At 73.3% G+C, this 17,483-nt stretch carries 15 protein-coding genes; 5 read left to right on the forward strand and 10 right to left on the reverse strand.

The genetic code is table 11. The annotated features are described in order from the left end of the window. Positions 1 to 28: 28 nt before the first annotated feature. On the forward strand, positions 29 to 1,534 hold the full coding sequence (locus M8542_RS33545) for an FAD-dependent monooxygenase (RefSeq protein ID WP_257924318.1): 1,506 nt from the start codon (positions 29 to 31) through the stop codon (positions 1,532 to 1,534). Here M8542_RS33545 and M8542_RS33550 read toward each other — a convergent pair. The 4 genes from M8542_RS33550 to M8542_RS33565 all read right to left on the reverse strand — a co-directional run bounded on the left by M8542_RS33550 (position 1,476) and on the right by M8542_RS33565 (position 6,357). Then, positions 1,476 to 2,789, reverse strand: a complete 1,314-nt coding sequence (locus M8542_RS33550; protein ID WP_257924319.1) for an MFS transporter — start codon at positions 2,787 to 2,789, stop codon at positions 1,476 to 1,478. The two genes, M8542_RS33545 and M8542_RS33550, sit on opposite strands and share 59 nt — an antisense overlap. A gap of 97 nt (positions 2,790 to 2,886) precedes the next feature. Next, entirely contained in the window at positions 2,887 to 3,867 is a 981-nt protein-coding gene (locus tag M8542_RS33555; protein ID WP_257924320.1) for a LacI family DNA-binding transcriptional regulator, read from the reverse strand. Between the two features lie 25 nt (positions 3,868 to 3,892). Then, complete coding sequence (locus M8542_RS33560) at positions 3,893 to 5,245, reverse strand: amidohydrolase family protein (RefSeq protein WP_257924321.1); 1,353 nt, start codon at positions 5,243 to 5,245, stop codon at positions 3,893 to 3,895. 11 nt (positions 5,246 to 5,256) lie between these two features. Continuing rightward, entirely contained in the window at positions 5,257 to 6,357 is a 1,101-nt protein-coding gene (locus M8542_RS33565; protein WP_257924322.1) for an NAD(P)/FAD-dependent oxidoreductase, read from the reverse strand. 131 nt (positions 6,358 to 6,488) lie between these two features. On the opposite strand from M8542_RS33565, the gene M8542_RS33570 reads away from it, so the two are divergent. After that, on the forward strand, positions 6,489 to 8,072 hold the full coding sequence (locus M8542_RS33570) for an FMN-binding glutamate synthase family protein (RefSeq protein WP_257924323.1): 1,584 nt from the start codon (positions 6,489 to 6,491) through the stop codon (positions 8,070 to 8,072). On the opposite strand, the gene M8542_RS33575 is transcribed toward M8542_RS33570, so the two are convergent. Together M8542_RS33575 and M8542_RS33580 are read right to left on the reverse strand one after the other, a co-directional pair. Beyond that, positions 8,062 to 10,512 (reverse strand): ATP-binding protein, encoded by a 2,451-nt coding sequence (locus tag M8542_RS33575; protein ID WP_257924324.1) that lies wholly within the window; start codon positions 10,510 to 10,512, stop codon positions 8,062 to 8,064. The two genes, M8542_RS33570 and M8542_RS33575, sit on opposite strands and share 11 nt — an antisense overlap. Positions 10,513 to 10,558: 46 nt before the next feature. Further along, entirely contained in the window at positions 10,559 to 11,152 is a 594-nt protein-coding gene (locus M8542_RS33580; protein ID WP_257924325.1) for a TetR/AcrR family transcriptional regulator, read from the reverse strand. 63 nt (positions 11,153 to 11,215) lie between these two features. Between M8542_RS33580 and M8542_RS33585 the strand changes: the two genes are divergently transcribed. Beyond that, positions 11,216 to 12,154, forward strand: a complete 939-nt coding sequence (locus M8542_RS33585) for a beta-ketoacyl-ACP synthase III (protein WP_257924326.1) — start codon at positions 11,216 to 11,218, stop codon at positions 12,152 to 12,154. Beyond that, the gene (locus M8542_RS33590; protein WP_257924327.1) at positions 12,151 to 12,792 is read left to right on the forward strand and encodes an alpha/beta fold hydrolase; all 642 of its coding nucleotides are present in this window, start codon (positions 12,151 to 12,153) and stop codon (positions 12,790 to 12,792) included. The genes M8542_RS33585 and M8542_RS33590 overlap by 4 nt, the downstream gene beginning before the upstream one ends. A gap of 3 nt (positions 12,793 to 12,795) precedes the next feature. Here the strand turns inward: M8542_RS33590 and M8542_RS33595 are convergent, their stop codons facing one another. The 3 genes from M8542_RS33595 to M8542_RS33605 form a co-directional block, all read right to left on the reverse strand. Further along, complete coding sequence (locus M8542_RS33595) at positions 12,796 to 13,362, reverse strand: hypothetical protein (RefSeq protein ID WP_257924328.1); 567 nt, start codon at positions 13,360 to 13,362, stop codon at positions 12,796 to 12,798. Between the two features lie 47 nt (positions 13,363 to 13,409). Next, the gene (locus M8542_RS33600; protein WP_257924329.1) at positions 13,410 to 14,540 is read right to left on the reverse strand and encodes a sensor histidine kinase; all 1,131 of its coding nucleotides are present in this window, start codon (positions 14,538 to 14,540) and stop codon (positions 13,410 to 13,412) included. A gap of 206 nt (positions 14,541 to 14,746) precedes the next feature. Further along, complete coding sequence (locus tag M8542_RS33605; protein ID WP_257924330.1) at positions 14,747 to 15,955, reverse strand: toll/interleukin-1 receptor domain-containing protein; 1,209 nt, start codon at positions 15,953 to 15,955, stop codon at positions 14,747 to 14,749. Between the two features lie 91 nt (positions 15,956 to 16,046). On the opposite strand from M8542_RS33605, the gene M8542_RS33610 reads away from it, so the two are divergent. Then, positions 16,047 to 16,601, forward strand: a complete 555-nt coding sequence (locus tag M8542_RS33610; protein ID WP_257924331.1) for a RipA family octameric membrane protein — start codon at positions 16,047 to 16,049, stop codon at positions 16,599 to 16,601. Positions 16,602 to 16,610: 9 nt separating this feature from the next. Here M8542_RS33610 and M8542_RS33615 read toward each other — a convergent pair whose 3' ends face one another. Next, the gene (locus M8542_RS33615) at positions 16,611 to 17,429 is read right to left on the reverse strand and encodes a methylenetetrahydrofolate reductase (RefSeq protein WP_257924446.1); all 819 of its coding nucleotides are present in this window, start codon (positions 17,427 to 17,429) and stop codon (positions 16,611 to 16,613) included. Positions 17,430 to 17,483: the final 54 nt, after the last annotated feature.

Below are 17,483 nucleotides of genomic sequence, written 5' to 3' on the forward strand. Positions count from 1 at the left end.
CCGGCCGGGTCGCCGACACGATCGGGGCATGAACGTCGAACGCACTCCGGTGCTGATCGTCGGCGGGAGCGTCGTGGGCGCGTCCGCCGCCCTGTTCCTCGCCGCCCGCGGGATTTCCCCTGTCCTCGTCGAGAAACACCCGTCGGTCTCGACGAGACTGCGCGCCAAAGTGTTCTACCCGCGGACCATGGAGGCCTACCGGGCGGTCGGCGCCGACCAGGACGTCTACGCCCGCCAGCACAGCCTTCCCCCGGCCGACCACGCCGCGGTCGTCGAGTCGCTGGCCGGTCCGGAGCTCCGGCGCTGGCTGCTGCCGGCGGCCCGCGACTTCAGCGACGTGTCACCGAGTCCCAGCGCGCTGGTCAAGCAGGCCGACCTGGAGGAGATCGTCCGCGCCCACGCCCGGGAACACGGCGCGGACCTGCGGTTCGGACACCGGTTCCTCGACCTGGCCCGGCACGACGACCGGGTCGTGGCCCGCGTGCTCGACGCGGAGGGCGAGCCGTACCTCGTGGAAGCCGGTTACCTGCTGGCCGCCGACGGGAACGGCAGCGGCATCCGGGAGTCCCTCGGCATCGGCCGGACCGGCGAGGACGTCGTCTCGCACGTCCGGGAGATCGGGTTCGAAGCCGACCTGCGCGGGGTCCTGGCCGGCCGCCGGCTCGCGATGGCGTGGGCCGGGCCGGCGTTCGTCTCGTGGAGCACGGCACAGGACCGGGGCGCGGTGTCCGTGCCCGCCGCCCCCGGGGTGGACGTGGACGCCGAAGCTGTTGTCTCCCAGGCACTCGGCCTGCCCTCGGCCGCCGTGACGATCACCGGGAGCCGCCCGTGGCGGATGAGCGGCTGGGTGGCCGACGCCTACCGCGCCGGCCGGGTCTTCCTGCTCGGCGACGCCGCCCACGTCACCCCGCCGGTCGGCGGCTTCGGCGCCAACGCCGGCATCCAGGACGCCTGGAACCTCGCGGCCAAGCTCGTCTCGATCCTGCGCGACGGCGCGAGCCCGCGGTTGCTCGACTCCTACGAGCCCGAGCGCCGCCCGATCGGCGAGCTCACCGTGGCGCAGGCGGTGTCGCGGGTCGGCGACCGCGGCGGAGAACACCTCAGCGAAGCCGCCGTCGCCGTCGGCTATCGCTACCCTTCGCCCCTTACCGACGGCCCGCTGGCCGACGAGCCGGGCCGCTGGCGCGGCGAACCGGGGACGCGGCTGCCGCACGTGTGGCTGAACGGAAGCTCGACTCTCGACCTCGTCCGCGACGGCCGCTACCTGCTGCTCACCACCGACGACAGCCAAGTCCCGGACACTGCCGCGGACGTCGTGCGCCTCCCCAGGGACGCCGACCGCTTCGGCATCGAGAACGGCGGCGCCCTGCTGGTGCGGCCGGACCACGTGGTCGCCTGGCGAGGCTCGGCACCGAGGCGCGCGCCGGCTTCAGACACCGCCGGCCACGGCGTCGCCGCCCTGCCGGTGACGCTCCTCAGGCCTCCAGTTCCCGGCGCCCGGTTTCGGCGGTCACCAGCGTGGCGGCCATGCTGATCAGCGCGGCCACCACGACGGCGATCGCCACGCTGGTGCCGGTTCCGGTGCGGCCCACCAGCCACACCGCGAAGATCGGCGCGGTGCCGCCGAAGAGGGCCGAGGCGATGCCGAACGCCAGCCCGCCGCCGCTGACCCGGACGCGGGTCGGCAGCAGCTCGAGCATGATCGGGATCTGCACGGCCTGGTGCAGGCCGATCGGGATGACGATGACCAGCTGCGCCAGCAACACGAAGCCGAACGTCCCGAGGCCCATCAGCAGGAACACCGGCACCGACAGCACCACGAACAGGGCCTGGGCGGCGAAGAGCACCGGACGGCGGCCGACGCGGTCCGCCAGCCGGCCGGCCAGCGGGATCACGCAGATCATGAAGCACTGCGCGAGCAACGCGCTGGCGAAGGTGGCCCGCTCGCCGAGGTGGGCGTGGCCGAGCAGGTACGTGGGCACGTAGGTCAGGAAGATGTAGAACGCGAAGAAGCTGCCGCACAGGAACACCCCGAGCAGCCGCAGGATCTGGCCGAGGTGGCGGGGGCTGGTCACCAGCTCCACGATGGGCGCCCGGACCACTTCGCCGTGTGCTGCCAGCTTGGTGAACTCCGGCGTCTCGGTGAGCCGGGCCCGCACGAACCAGCCGACCGCGCCCAGCGGCGCCGCGATCAGGAAGGGGATGCGCCAGCCCCACGCGGCGAGCGCGTCGTGCGGCAGCACAGTGGACAGCAGAGTGGCGACCAGCAACGCCAGGATGCTGCCCGCGGCCGCGCCCACCTGGACCCAGCTCGCCGAGAACGCCCGGTGGCGGGCGGGCGCGTGTTCGAGCACCAGTGAACCGGCCGCGGGCACCTCGCCCCCGGTGAAGATGCCCTGGGTCAGCCGGCAGAGCACGACGAGGACCGACGCGGCCACACCGATCGACGAGGCCGAGGGCAGCAGGCCGATCACCGCCGCCGAGAGCGACGCGCCGAAGATCGTGACGGCCAGGATCCGGCGCCGGCCGAGCCGGTCGGCGAAGTGGCCGACCACGACCGCGCCCAGCGGCCGGGTGACGAAGGTGGACAGCAGGCCGACGAAGGTGGCCAGCAGCCCGGCGACCTCGCTGTGCGCCGGGAAGAACTGCGGCGCCAGGAAGACCGCGAAGTAGCCGTAGATGGTGAAGTCGTACCACTCGATGACCTGCCCGGCCGCGCCGCCGAGGCGGACGGTGAGCTGCCGCGGCACGCGGGTGGTGGCACTGGTGTCGGTACGGGAGGTGGGCATCGTCGACCCCTGTTTCCGCGCGGCCGCGCACCACACCGGGACGTGCGCCGGTGCAGTGGTGCCGCGCTGTGCGAATGATTGTCCGGGAAGTCCCGGGTCAGCGCCGCTCGCCGCAGGACGTGCGGGCCAGCAGCTCGGGCTGGAAGGTCAGCCGGGCGGGCTCACCGGGGTTGTCGATGATGAGCTCGGCCGCCCGCTGCCCCATGCGGTGGGCAGGCTGCGCGACGACGGTGATGCCGAGGGCGGGTGCCCAGGCGAAGTCGTCCGTGGTGAGGAACCCGATGTCGTCCGGAATGGACAGTCCACGCGCGACCAGTGCCGTGTGGACGGCGACGGTCCGCCGTCCGGTCAGGCACGCGACCACGTCGACCGGCCGGTCCAGCAGCTTCGCCAGGGCGGCCTCGGCGCGGTCGTCGGTTTCGACGGAGACCACGGCTTCGGGGGGAAGCGGGACGCCCGCTTCGGCGAGCCCGCGGCGCACCCCTTCGGTGCGGTCGCGCTGGGACGGCCGCCCGCCGGAGACGACCACGCCGACGGACCGGTGCCCGCAGGCGAGCACGTGGGCGGCCATCAGCCGGCCGGCCGCGACGTTGTCGAGCGCGACCGAGTGCAGGTTGGGCTGCGTTTCCGGCGCCGGGCGGGCGACGATCACGCACGGGGTGCCGCCCGCGGCCATCCGCCCGGTCCGCTCGTCGGTGGAGTCGCCGGTGGTGACCACGAGCCCGCGGACGCGTTGCTCGTCCATCGTCTGCACCTGGGCGACTTCGTGGCCGGAGCGGTGGAAGGTGTTGGCGAACATGACCAGGCTGCCGTTGGCGTCGGCGACCTCGTCGATCCCGCGCATCAGGTCCAGGTAGAACGGGCTGCGCAGGTCGTCGATGATGACGCCGATGGTGTTGGAGCGGCCGGCGAAGATGCTCTTGGTGAGGGCGTTCGGGGTGTAGTCCAGCCGGGCCGCCGCGGCCCACACCCGGGTGGCGGTGTCCTCCTTGACCGCGCCGCCGTTGAGCACCCGCGACACCGTCGCCGCCGACACCCCGGCCGCCGCCGCGACGTCCCCGATCGTCGTCCGCTTCACCGTGCGCCCCTTCCCCGCCGCGCCGTCAGGCCGCGACGCACTCGCCTTCGCGCACGACCGTCCGGCCACTGATGATGACGGTCCGGACCCGCGGCAGGTCCGCCGGGTCGGTCAGCACCAGGTCGGCGATCATGCCCGGTGCGGCCCGCCCGCGCCGCGGTGCCACGCCGGGGATGGCGTCGGCGACGTTCCCGGTGGCCATCGCGATGGCGGCCGGCAACGTCACCACGCCCGCCTCGACCGCGTGGGCGATCGCCAGCAGGATCGGGTCGTGGAACCCGCCCGCGTAGTCGGTGGAGATCGTGTCGACGAGCCCCGCCTCGAACATCGCGAACAGCAGGTCGGGGCCGCTGGTCAGCCGCCGCGCGCCGAACGTGTCCAGGGTGGCGACGTCCACGGTCGCGCCCAGCTCCTTGAGCCGCTCGGCGTGGCGCAGGGCCTCGCGCAGCTCGAAGCTGGAGTGGTTCGAGTGCCCGGCGATCAGCGGCACGCCGGTGCGGGCGACCGCCGCGACCTGCGTCATCGACGCGGCCGCGTTGTGCACCAGCACCGGGACCCCGGCGCGGGCCGCGTGTTCCCCCGCCTCGCGAAGGCCGTCGAGGGCGATGTCGAACGCGGGCAGGATGATCGCCGAAACGAGCTCGCGGATCTCCTCGACCGACAGCTTGCCGGTCAGCCCGGCGGAGGCCAGCGCCTGCTCGACCGCGTCCCGGTCGAACGCCGTCGCCGCGATGTGCCGGCCCAGCACCGCGACCTTGAGCGCGTCGGCCTGCCGGGGTGTGATGGTCACCCCGGTGCGCCGGGCGATCTCGGCCGGGATGTACAGGTAGCTCGCGCCCCCGCCGCCGAGGGTGTGGCCGGCGCCGATCTCGCCGAGCGCGACCGCGCCGGCCTCGACCGCCCGCGCCGCGGTGAACGCCCGGCTCTCGTCGGTGAGCCCGCCACCGTCGGCGGTGGCGGCCGCGTGCAGGCAGGCCGGCGTGTTGCAGGAGGCCAGCCGGACGGTGACCGGGTGGTCGTCGTTGGTCCGGGCCACCGCGTCGGCGGTGACGAACCCGTCGACGCACAACACGGTGGTGGTGCCCTCGGCCAGGTGCCGGTCCAGGTTCGCCCGGACCTGCGCGGCGGGCAGCGCTTCGTGACCGCTCGGGAACAGCGGGCCGTACGCGGTGCCGTGGGTGTGGTTGTTGATCAGGCCGGGCAGCGCGAGCAGGCCCGCGGCGTCGACCACTTCGTCGACGCGGGAGTACTCCCCGGCGGGGCGGGTCGGCACGATCTCGCGGATCGTGTCGCCTTCGACCACGACGTCGACCGCCGGCCGGACCGGGTCACCGGTGCCGTCGGCCAGGTCGCAGCCGTGCAGAACGGTGGTGCGCACGACGTCCTCCTTCAGAAGCGTTCGAACCGGAACGCGGCCAGCTCGGCGGAATGGTCTTCGCCCAGCACCTCGGCCGCGACGAGCGCGCCGGCGTGCACGCTGAGCGTCGCGCCGCTGTGCGAGACGGCGAAGTGGAAGTTCGGGAGCCGCCTCGCCCGGCCCAGTACGGGCAGGCCGTCACCGGGAATGGGCCGGACGCCCACGCGGACGCTCTCCACGCTCGCCGCGGCGAGCCCCGGGTACAGCGCGCGCCCCGCGGCGACGACCTCGTCGACGGCGGCGGGGTCGACGCTCGTCTCGCCGGAGTCCGAGACGTGCGCGGCGTTGTCGACCTCGTGCGTGTGCAGCAGGAGCCGGCCGCCGCCGTCGGGCCGCAGGTGCACGTGCGGCGCGTGGATCACCCGGCCCACCGCGACGGCCACCGGGGCGGTGTGGATCAGCACGCCCGGGGTGTTGCGCATGGGCAGCGCCAGCCCGGCCAGCGCGGCGATGCCGGCCGCCTCCGGCCCGGCACAGTTCACGACGGCGTCGGCGGGCAGCTCCCGCCCGGACGCCAGCCGGACGGCCCGCACCCGGTCACCCGAGACGTCGAGGTGCGTGACGGCGTCGTTGAAGACGCGCTCGGCCCCGGAGGCGGCCAGCAGGTGCCCGACCAGCCGGGCCGGTTCGATCCAGCCCTCGTCCGGGAAGTACGCGATGCCGTCGGCGGGCAGGCCGGCGGGGTCGATGTCCGGCTCCAGCCGCAGCGCTTCGGCGCGGGTGAGCCAGCGCGCGCCGTAGCCGTACCCGGTGACCGAGTCGACCTTCCGGCGCAGCCGCGCGAGCTCGGCGTCGTCCGCGGCCCACTCCAGGTTGCCGGTCTCGTGGTACCAGTCGCTGCCGGCCACCGCGGCCGCCAGCTTCCGGTGCGCTTCCATCGCCGCGACGCTGAGGTCGTGGTAGGGCCGGGGTTCCTTGCCGTTGGAGTTGGTCCACGAGAACGTCGCCCCCGAGGTGCCGCCCGCGGGGGCGCCGGAGTCGACGACGGTCACCTGGGCCCCACGCCGCCTGAGTTCCGCGGCGACCGCGGCGCCGTACACCCCGGCGCCGATCACCACTACCTGCGCTGTCACACCGATACCTCCGCTTTGTCGAATGTAACTAGTTTCAGTAACTAGTTACATCACTAGAGCACAGGAAGCCGCGAGCGTCAATGACGAGCGCTCGACCTGCGCACTCGCGACGACGCGGATAACTTCGGGCCGTGTTCAGATTCGGTGCGGTCGCCGCGCTCACCCTGCTCGCGCTCGGCGCCACCGCGCTCGCCGTGCTCGCCGGTCCGTGGTGGTGGCTGCCCGCCGCGCCGCTGCTCGCGCTCGCCGCGGTCGGGTGCTGGGATCTCCTGCAGCGCAAGCATTCGGTCCTGCGCAACTACCCCGTCCTCGGGCACCTGCGGTTCCTGCTCGAAGCCCTGCGGCCCGAACTGCAGCAGTACTTCATCGAGCGCAACTTCGACGGCCGCCCCTACGACCGGGACGTCCGCAGCATCGTCTACCAGCGCGCGAAGGGCACCGACGCCGAGGAGCCCTTCGGCACCGAACGCGACGTCTACGCCGACGGCTACGAATCCCTCGTGCACTCGATGGCGCCGGTCGCCGCCCCGGACGAGCCGCCGAAGGTCCGGATCGGCGGCCCGGACTGCACCCGGCCCTACGACATGGCGCTGCTGAACGTCTCGGCGATGAGCTTCGGCTCCCTGTCGGCCAACGCGATCCTGGCCCTCAACAAGGGCGCCGCGCTCGGCGGGTTCGCCCACGACACCGGCGAAGGCGGCCTGTCCGAACACCACCTGCGCCACGGCGGCGATCTCGTCTGGGAGATCGGCACCGGCTACTTCGGCTGCCGGACGTCCGACGGCGGGTTCGACCGGAGCGAGTTCGCTGGCAAGGCCGCCCACGACGCCGTCAAGTGCGTGTCGCTGAAACTGTCCCAGGGCGCGAAACCCGGCATCGGCGGGGTGTTGCCGGGCGGCAAGGTCAACGCCGAGATCGCGCGCGTCCGCGACGTTCCCCAAGGCGAGACCGTCATTTCGCCGCCGTACCACCGGGTTTTCTCCACACCGCGCGAGCTGGTCCGGTTCATCGCCGAGCTGCGCGGGCTCGCGGGCGGCAAACCGACCGGGTTCAAGCTCTGCGTGGGCTCGCGGCTGCAGTTCCTCGCCGTCTGCAAGGCGATGCTGGCCGAGGGCGTCACACCGGACTTCATCATCGTCGACGGCGCCGAGGGTGGCACCGGCGCCGCGCCGCTGGAGTTCGCCGACCACATCGGGACACCACTGACCGAAGGCCTCCTCACCGTCCACAACGCACTCGTGGGCACGGGTCTGCGCGACCGGGTCAGGATCGGCGCGAGCGGCAAGGTCGCCACCGGCGCCGACATCGTCAAGCGGCTGCTGCAGGGCGCGGACTACACCAACGCGGCCCGGGCGATGATGTTCGCGGTCGGCTGCATCCAGGCGCAGCGCTGTCACACCAACACGTGCCCGGTGGGCGTCACGACCCAGGACGCCCGGCGCGCGCGAGCCCTGGACGTCGAGGACAAGTCCCTGCGGGTGGAGCGGTTCCAGCGGTCCACAGTGGCCGGTGCCCAGCAGATCATGGCGTCGATGGGTGTCCGGTTCCCGGCCGAGCTGCGCCCGCACATGCTGCGCCGCCGCGTCGGCCCGCACGAAGTGCGCTCGTACGCCGAGCTCTACGACTGGCTGGCCCCGGAGCAGCTCCTGGCGGAGCCACCGGAAGCCTGGGCGACCGACTGGGCGGCGGCCGATCCCGACCGGTTCACCGTCTGAGGCCGGCGCGCGCCCGGTCGGCTTCGGCGGCCATGCCGACTTCGAGGGCCAGCGCCAGCGCCGCGCGGTAGTGGCCGGCGGCCCGGTCGTGCGCGCCGGCGGAGCGGTGGGTGTCGGCCAAGTCGTTGAGCACGACGGCGCGCAGGTCCGGCGCGTCGCTCGTGGTGGCCAGCGCGGCCGTGTGGAGCCGCACTGCCTTCTGGTGCTCGCCGAGGGCCGCCAACGCCGTGCCCAAACCCGTGCGCGCCATCGTGTCGACGACCCCGATCGCGCGGTCCTCGAGGAGTTCGCAGAACCCCTGCCGCGCTTCGGAAAACCGGCCGGCGCCGAGGTGGACCCGGGCCAGGCCCAGGCGCGCACGCCGTTCACCGTCGCGGTCGCGGAGCTCTCCGGCCAGCCGCAGAGCGAGCCGGAGCTGGTCCTCGGCGTCGTGGTGGCGCCCACCCCGCAGGTACACCAGCCCCTGGGTGCAGTGCACGTGGCCGGCCCGCAGCAACGGACCGGCGTGCTCCAGCGCCGGCCGCGCCTCGTCGAGGGCGTGCTGCGCATCGGCGTACCGGCCCGCCTGCTCGGCCAGGATGGCGAGCCCCAGCAAGGTGACCGCCGTGCGCTGGTCGTCTCCCAAGGCACGGAACGCTTCCAGCGCGGCCCGCATGACGTGCTCGGCCCGCCGGTACTCCCCCACCGACTGGTGCAGCGCGCCCAATCTGGCGCGCGCCCGACCCTCGGCAAGGAGGTCCTGGGCGGCCTCGCCGGCCGCCACCGCCTCGGCGTAGTACGTCCGCGCGTCGGCCGTCCGGCCCAGGTGGTGCTCGGCGCCGCCCAGCTCGACCAGGATGTGTCCCTGCGCGGACCGGTTTCCGAGGCGGCGGGCGGACCGCAGCGCGGCATGCTGGGCCTTGCGCCGCTCGGCCGCGTGGTGCGCTTGGGAGTGGAAGGGCGCCAGTGCCCGGGCCAACCGCATCGCTTCGCCGTCCAGCCCCGCCGCCGTCGCCGCCTCGACGGCCGCCACGAGGCTGAGCCGCTCGGCCTCCCACCACGCCAGTGCCTCCGCCCGGTCGGCGAGCGGCGGCAAGCCGTCGTCACCGAGTGGCGGGCCGGGGAACCGCCGTGGGTCGACCGTCTTGCCGACCCGGTCCAGGGCCCGCAGGTAGTGCGTCACGAGTCTGCGCAGGGCGGCCTTGCGCGCCGGCTCCGGTTCGTCGCGGGCCAGGACCGTGTTCGCGTGCGCGTGCAGGAGGTCGTGGCCGGTGTAGCGGCCGGGCTCGGGCTCGCGCCGCAGGTGCGCCTCGGCGAGGTCGTCCAGCAGCCGGCGGGCGTCCGGCCCGGCGCAGCCGAACAGCGCCGCCGCCGCGTGCACGCCGATGTCGGGGCCGTGGTGCAGGCCGAGCAACCGGAAAGCCCGCTGGTGACCCGCGGTGAGCCTGCGGTAGGAGACCTCGAACGCGTCGGCGACGCTGCGGCTGCCCACCGAGAGCTCGACCGGTCGCCGCTGGAGGTCGCGGAGCCGGTCGGCGAGGTCGCCGGCCGACCAGGAATCGTGGTGCCGCAACCGGGTTCCGGCGAGCCTGATCGCCAGCGGCAGCCGGTCGCACAGCGCCACCACCTCGGCGGCGGCGCGCTCGTCCCCGATCGGCCGGTGGCTGACCCGCACGAGCAGGTCCCGGGCGTCCGCTTCGGACAGTGGTTCGAGCGCCAGGTGATCGGCCCCGTCGAGCTCCGGTAGCCGCCGACGGCTGGTGACCAGCACCAGGTGGCCGGGCGCACCGGGCAGCAGCGGGGCGACCTGTCCGGCGTCGAGCACGTTGTCGAGGACGACCAGCACCCGCCGCCCGGCCAGCCAGGACCGCCACAACGCCGACGCCTGCCCGGGGTCACGCGGCAGGGCGTCGTCGGGCACCCCGGTCCGGCGCAGCAGGTCGTGCAGGGCGACGTCCGGGGGCACCGGTTCCCGGTCCGGGGTGTGGCCGTGCAAGTCGAGGAACACCTGGCCATCCGGGAACGACTCGGCGCACCGGTGGGCCACGTGGACCGCGAGCGCGGACTTGCCGACCCCGGCCAGCCCGGTCAGGGCCACGATGCCCGTCGCGGCCCGGCGCCGCGCCACGAACCGCAGGCACTTCGCCACTTCGTCGGCCCGGCCCGTGAAGTCCGGCAGGTCGTACGGCAGTGCGCGGAGCGCGACCCGGTCCCCCGGCGGGAGTGGCGCCGGGGTGGCGGGCCGGCGGGCCGCCGCGGCGAACGCGTCGCGCTGCTCGCCGGCCAAGCCCAGCGCGGCGCCCAGCACATCGACGGTGTGGCGGTGCGGGTACCGGCGCTCACCCCGTTCGAGCGCGCCGATCGCCTGGACGCTCAGGCGGGCCTTCTCGGCCAGCGCCTCCTGGGTCAGGCCCGCGCCGACCCGGTGGCCGCGCAGCAGGGTCCCGAACGGTTCGGCCATTCCCCACCCCCACACCGGAGTGTAACGAGCAGTCGCGGCTCTTCGGTCAGAACAGCCGTTCCAGCGCACGGCGTGCGCGCTTCGGCGCCTCGCGGTCCCGGTGCAGCTGGAGGAAGTGGTTGAGGGCCAGCATGATCGCGACGATCTCGTAGAGCAGCTGGTCGATGTCGGTGTCCGGCGGCAGTTCCGCCAGGCTCACCGCGCGCCAGATGGTGACGCGCAGCTCCCGCCGCCAGGTCTCGTCCGCGCGGGCGATGGCGTCGCGCACCGGCCCCTCGCGGCCGTCGAACTCGGCCGCGGCGGCGGTGAAGAAGCAGCCGCCGGGCAGTGGTTCGCGTTCCAGGTAGGAGATCCACGCCTCGCAGGCCGCGCGCAGGTACGGCAGGCCGCGCGCCACACCGCGGGCGCGTTCGGGCACCTCGCGGACGAACAGCTCGACGGCGGTGTCGACGACGGCCAGCTGCAGGCTCTCCTTGGTGCCGAAGTGCCCGATCACGCCCGCCTTGCTCATCCCCAGCTCGGCGGCGAGCCGGCCGATGGTCAGCCCTTCCAGGCCTTCCGCGGACGCGATCACCAGGCCGGTGTCGAGGATGCGCTGCCGGGTCAGGCGGGACTCGGCCACGGACTTCCGGGGACTCATGAAACCACTATAGATTACGAACGATCGGTTGCTATATTGCGTCCGACCCCCGAGGAGGGACACATGCCCGGCTCCCGTTTGACCGCGCTCGGCCACCACCAGCCCGCCCGCGTGCTGACCAACGCCGACCTGGAGACCATGGTCGACACGTCCGACGAGTGGATCCGCCGCCGCACCGGCATCGTCACCCGCCACATCGCGGACGGCTCGGTCGCCGACCTGGCCACCGAGGCCGCGGCGAAGGCGCTGGCCACGGCCGGTCTCGAGCCGGGCGAGATCGGCATGGTCATCGTCGCGACCTGCAGCGCGATCGACCGCTGCCCGTCGATCGCCGCGCAGGTCGCCGGGCGCCTGGGCATCCCGGCCCCGGTCTGCTTCGACCTCAACAACGCCTGCGCCGGTTTCTGCACGGCGCTGGCCACCGCCGATCACGCGGTCCAGGCCGGCGCCGTCCGGCACGCGCTGGTGATCGGCGCGGAGAAGATGTCCGACATCACGGACTGGACGGACCGCGGCACGTGCGTCCTGCTCGGCGACGGCGCGGGCGCGGCGGTGGTGAGCGCGGCCGGGACACCGGCGGTCGGCCCGGTCGTCTGGGGTTCGGACCCGGCACGCCGGCACCTGGTCAGGCTGGTGGACGAGTGGCAGCCGGCCTTCGCCCAGGACGGCCAGTCGGTGTTCCGCTGGGCGGCCCAGGAACTGCCCGCGGTCGCGGCGGAAGCGTGTCAGCGGGCGGGCATCGCCACGACCGACCTCGCCGGCGTCGTGACCCACCAGGCCAACCTGCGCATCATCGAGGCCCTGACCGACCGCCTGGACCTCCGCGAGGACGTGGTGATCGCCCGCGACGTGGTGGACTCGGGAAACACATCGGCGGCGTCGGTCCCGCTGGCACTGTCCAAAATGGTCTCCCGAGGCGAGCTACCCTCGGGAGAACCGGTACTGCTGTTCGCTTTCGGCGGCGGTCTTTCGTGGGCCGGCCAGGTCGTCGGTTGCCCGTGAGGGACCTGGTGTGCTTGCACGCCGCCGCGAGCGGCCCGGCGACTTGGGCCCCTTTGCGCCCGGCGCTGACCGAACTCGGCTTCCGGCTGCACACCCCGCTGCTGCTCGGTCATCACGACGCCGAGCGCCAGCGGTCGTACCCGCTAACCTCCTTCCGCGACGACGTCCTGCGCTCGCTGGCCGGTCTCTCCCGGTTCACCTTGGTGGGGCACTCGCTCGGGGCGTTCGTCGCGTCGATGGTGGCCGCGGCGGAGCCTGAGCGCGTCGAGCGGCTGGTCCTGGAGGAGATCCCGGTGCCCCGACGCGACACCGAGGACTCACGGCCGTCCCGGCGCCGGGCTGCATTGCTCGCCTTCCCGGGACGCAAGCGGTGCGACCCGGTGATGATCAAGGATGTACTCGCCGGCCTTCGCGCGCCCCAACCCGAGTGGTGGGCCGGCCTCGCCGGGATCAGCGCCCCGACGCTGATCCTGGCGGGCGGTCCGCGAAGCCACCTCGACCAGTCCCGCTACGCCTTGCTCGGCCGGGCACTACGGGATTCGACGACGGTCACGATCGGCGTCGGGCACCGGATTCATTCGCGGGCACCGGAGCGCTGGCTGTCCGCGGTCGAGCCCTGGCTCGGCGAGGTGCAGTGACGTTCAGAACCTGATCTCCTTCCGGACCAGCTCCCAGCGGATGCGCTTGATGTGCCGGAACCGCCACCGGATCGCCCATTCACGGCCGTGCGGCCGCAGGTGCAGCACGCACAGCGCGACCTGCTCGTAAGCCGCACCCAGTCGCCCGAGCAGAACCTCCCGCACCGGTTCGTCCCGGCGGAGCTCCACGGCCAGCTCGGCCAGCCGCCGGCGCGCCGCCCGAAGACCTTCGATGACGTAGATCCCCCGGATGTCGCGGTGGCCGAGGATCAGCAAGTTCTCGGCCACCCGCATCACTTCGGTGATTTCCTGGACCGCGGAAGGCACCTCGGCCTCGAACATCCTGACCGCGTCGACCGGCTCGAGCTCGGCGGCCGACGGGGAGAACAACGGGGACCGGTGCAGGACCAAGACCCGCGCTTCCAGCTCGTGCCGCAGTTTGTACCTGGTGAGCAGCCTTTCCTTTCTCGCCTCGAGCCGAGGCTTGGCCGCGTATTCGACGATCAACGTGACGACGGTCGCGGTGACGACGCTGATGAGCGCGCTCTGGACACCCAGCGGAAAAGACACCGCGCATGACTACCAGGGCTGCCCGCCGCACCACGTCGGCGGGTCGGTCACGACGCGCGGCCCGTCGGAATGCGGGCCCGCACCAGGAACCCGCCGTCTTCCGGGCCGGCCGTGAACTCACCGCCGAGCACCGCGACGCGTTCGCGAAGCCCGGCCAGTCCCCCGACCGGGGTGGCGCGTGGCCGCGCGCCCGCCGTGCCGACTTCCACCGTGACCGCCCCGTTTCCGTGGCGGACGAGAACCGTGGTGGGACTGCCGTGAGCGTGTTTGAGCGCGTTCGTCAGAGCCTCCCGCACGACGCGGTAGGCGGTCGCCTCGGCGCTGCCGACCGCCTGCGCCGCCCGGCCCTCTTCCGTGAACTCCACCGGCTGGCCCGCCTGCCGGGTCCGCGCCACGAGCGTCCGCAGATCGCCGGCCGAGAGGGGGTCCGCGTGGTGGTCGGGATCCAGCAGGTCGAGCAGGTTCCGCAGGTCCGCGATGGCCCGCCGGCCCGAGTCGGTGATGGCGGACAACGTCTCGTCGAGCCGGTCGGCCGTCAGGTACCGCGCCGCCTCCGTCTGCACGACCATCGCCGTCACGTGGTGGGTCACGACGTCATGGAGCTCGCGGGCGATGCGCGTGCGTTCCGCGGCCCGGGTGGTCTCGACGGCGCGACGTCGTTGCCCGGCTTCCGCGGCCCGCGACTGCCGCAGCCAGCTCCCGATCCCCCACGCGACGACCAGCGCGAGGTAGAAGGTCACGAAGCCGAGCACGCTTTCGCCCCCGCCGCAGGAGAGGGCGAGGGCCAGCGGGACGTAAGCCGCCGACGCCAGGACCACGGCGGGCAGCCGGAACCGGTCCAGGTGCGCCCCGGCACTGATCAACGCGAAGGCCAGCGCGGTCCCCGCGACCGTCTGGTAGCCACGCAGCTGGTCGAGGGCGAAGCCGAGCGACACCAGCACGAGGCAGCCGCCGGGCCACCGCCGCCGCAAGACGAGCGGCAGGCATTCGAGGGCGACCACGCCGAGGCCGAGGGCGTCCACGGGCCGTGCCGGGACGTCCCCGAGCTGGGTGCCGTTGCTGTGCAGCGCGGGAATCAGCGACGCGACCAGCAACGCCAGCGCGAGCGGGGCGTCCCGGATCACGACGTCCAGCCGCCGCCACCGGTCCGTGCCCGGCCGTCCGGTCGCGATCCGCATCTCGCCCCCTGCCCGGAACGCTAGCGACCCGGCGGGCGGGAGGCGTCACCGGTGGGAGGGCAGCTGCGGGTAGCTCTGCCGAGGGACATCCCCGTAACGCGCCGGGGACGGGCAGCGACACCTCACCACGTTCACGTCCAACGGCGGGGTGCTGGTCCGCATGACCGCGTGAGGCCGAAGGGACACAGTGGACAGACCGGTCCGGCTCAACCCCGGTCGGCCACCCGCCTCGCCAGCGCCGAAGTCGGCTCGTCGAACACACCCGGAGGCGCGGTCGTGCCGAGTATCCGGTGGTACAGCTCGTACTGGACGGCCAAGACCCGCCAGTAGACGGGCCGATCCGCCGGCGTGAAGCCGAACAGCGGGTTGAGCAGGACGCCCAGCGAGCGCTCGTCCCCCGTGACGCCGTCGCGCAGCACCCGATCGAATTCTTCTTTGAACTCCTCACGCGTGGCCAGCCGGGACCGCCCATCGAGGTCGTCGACGACGAAGAAGCGGTGCAGGCGCTCCTGGAGCTGCCCGGGCGTCAAGCCTTGCAGCCAGTGCACGGGCGGGTTCCGGTAACGCTCGTACCGCCAGCCCTCGACGTCGGGCGCGTAGGACAAGGCCGGGGCCGCCTGGGCCAGCACGCGGTGCCAGGTCGGTGCCGCCGCGACCGACCGGAGAAGCGCTTCTTCGCGGGCGCTGATGGTCCCGGCCGCGACGTCGTGGAAGGCCGGCGGTGCGAGCAGGTCGTAAGCCAGGTCCCGGACGAGCCCACCCGCGCTGGGCAGCCACTGGAACCGGTCGGTCCGGGTGAGCGCCAGCGTGGCCTGGACGGCGGGCGTGGCGAGCAGCCCGATGGCCGCCACCGCCCGCGCGGCCAGCTCGGCGACCGCGGGCGCCGGCGGCAGGCGCGGGACGAACCCGGTCAGGCCGTCGGCCACGGCGCCGTCCACACCACCTCGACGTCCCTCCGCCAGGCCGCCGGCCCACCGCACCAGCTCGTCGGCCGACCAGAAGTTCGCGCCGAGCCGGACGTACTCCGGCAACCCGGCCATCGAGCGGATCGACGGCAGCACCAGGTAGGACACCGGGATGCGCGCCGACCGGGAGAACCCGATCTCGTAGGGCACCCACCACGACCCCGCCGTGGCGGCGCTCAGCAGGCCGAGCAGGTGCGTGCAGTGCCGGACCCCGCGCTCGATCGCGTGCACCAGCTGCTGGTCACCCACCATGCCCAGCGCGGCGGCCGCCTGGCTGTCGACGTCGTCGCGGTCGAACCAGTAGTGCACGCCGAGCCGGTCCAGCACCGCGGTCACCGCCTCGGCCAGCGGCTTGTCGAGGTTGCGGTGGGAGACGAACACCCGGGGCAGCGCGGGCAGCTCACCGGCGGGCACGTCGACCGGCGAATAGACGTTGAACGGCTCCACCACGCCCCCGTTTCGCCTCCGCGCCCTTCAGTCGGAGATCACCACCGGCGTGTTACGGCGAACAGCCGGCCGCGGACCCGCCTAGAGTGAGCCGGTGCCCCAGTTCCTGTCCCGCTACTTCCGCGCGAAGCCGATCGACGTCCAGACCGTCCGCAGTGGCCTGTGGACCGCGGTCGACCAAACGGCCTACGCCGGTGAGAAGGCCGCTTACCAGGCCGCGATCCTCGACCAGTACAAGATGTACGTCGAAATGGCCGACCGCGTCAGCGCCCGGCGAGCGCTGGCCAACGGGTTCTTCCTGAGCCTCAACACCGCGACCCTGACCGCGGCCGGCGCGTTGTGGGGCTCGAAGTTCCTGACGTCGTGGCTGCTGTTCCTGCCGCTGTGCCTGCTGCTGGCGCAGACCGCGGCCTGGTTCTGGATCGTCCGCTCGTACCGGCAGCTCAATTCGGCGAAGTACATCGTGGTCGGGATGCTCGAGGAGCGGCTGCCCGCGTCCCCGTACTGGAGCGCGGAGTGGCAGGCGCTGGGCGAGGGCAAGGACAAGGCGCTGTACTGGCCGCTCACCCACCTGGAGCAGTGGCTGCCCGTGACTCTCGCCGTGGTGTACGTCCTCGGCTTCGTCGTCGCGGTCGTCCTGCCGCACTGATCGGCGCCGTCACCCGAACACCGGGAGCTCCGCGACCACCTCCGTGGTGGCCCTGGCGAAGTTGAACGTGATGAAGTGCAGTCCCGGCACGCCTTCGGCCAGTAGCCGCCGCGCCAGCAGGATCGCCTGCTCGATGCCCAGCGCCCGCACCGCCGCCGGATCGTCGGCGACCGCAGCGAACCGCGCTGCCAGACTAGGCGGGAACGGCGCGCCGGAAAGCTGCTCCGAACGGGCGATCGTCTTCATCGTCGTCACCGGCATCAATGCCGGGATGATCGGCGTCGCACAACCCGCCGCCGCCACGCGGTCGCGGAGCCGGAGGTAGTCGTCGGCGTCGAACACCATCTGGGTGATCGCGTAGTCCGCGCCCGCCCGGCATTTCGCCACGAACCGTGCCGTGTCCTCCGCCGGTGACGCCGAACGCGGGTGTCCGAACGGGAATGCCGCCACGCCGACGCAGAAGTCGCCGTGTTCGCGCAGCAGCGTCACCAGTTCGCTCGCGTACGACAGCCCCTCCGGATGCCGGACCCACTCCCCCGTGACGTCGCCGGGTGGATCGCCGCGCAGGGCGAGCACGTCGGTCACGCCCGCGTCCGCCAGCGCGCCGACGAAGGAACGCAGCTGCCGGACCGAGTGGTCGACCGCCGTCAGGTGGACGACCGGCAGCATCGTGGTCTCGCGGGCGATCCGCGCCGCGACCGCGACCGTGTTGTCGCGGGTCGACCCGCCGGCGCCGTAGGTGACCGACACGAAACCCGGGTGCAGGGACTCCAGTCGCCGGACGTTCTGCCAGATCCGCTCCGCGTCGTCGCCGGCGCGGGGCGGCATGAACTCCAGGGACAGCACCGGCGCGCCGGCGGCCAGCCGGTCACGGACCGCGGC

This window comes from Amycolatopsis iheyensis (genome assembly GCF_024703995.1).
Taxonomy (GTDB): Bacteria; Actinomycetota; Actinomycetes; order Mycobacteriales; family Pseudonocardiaceae; genus Amycolatopsis; species Amycolatopsis iheyensis.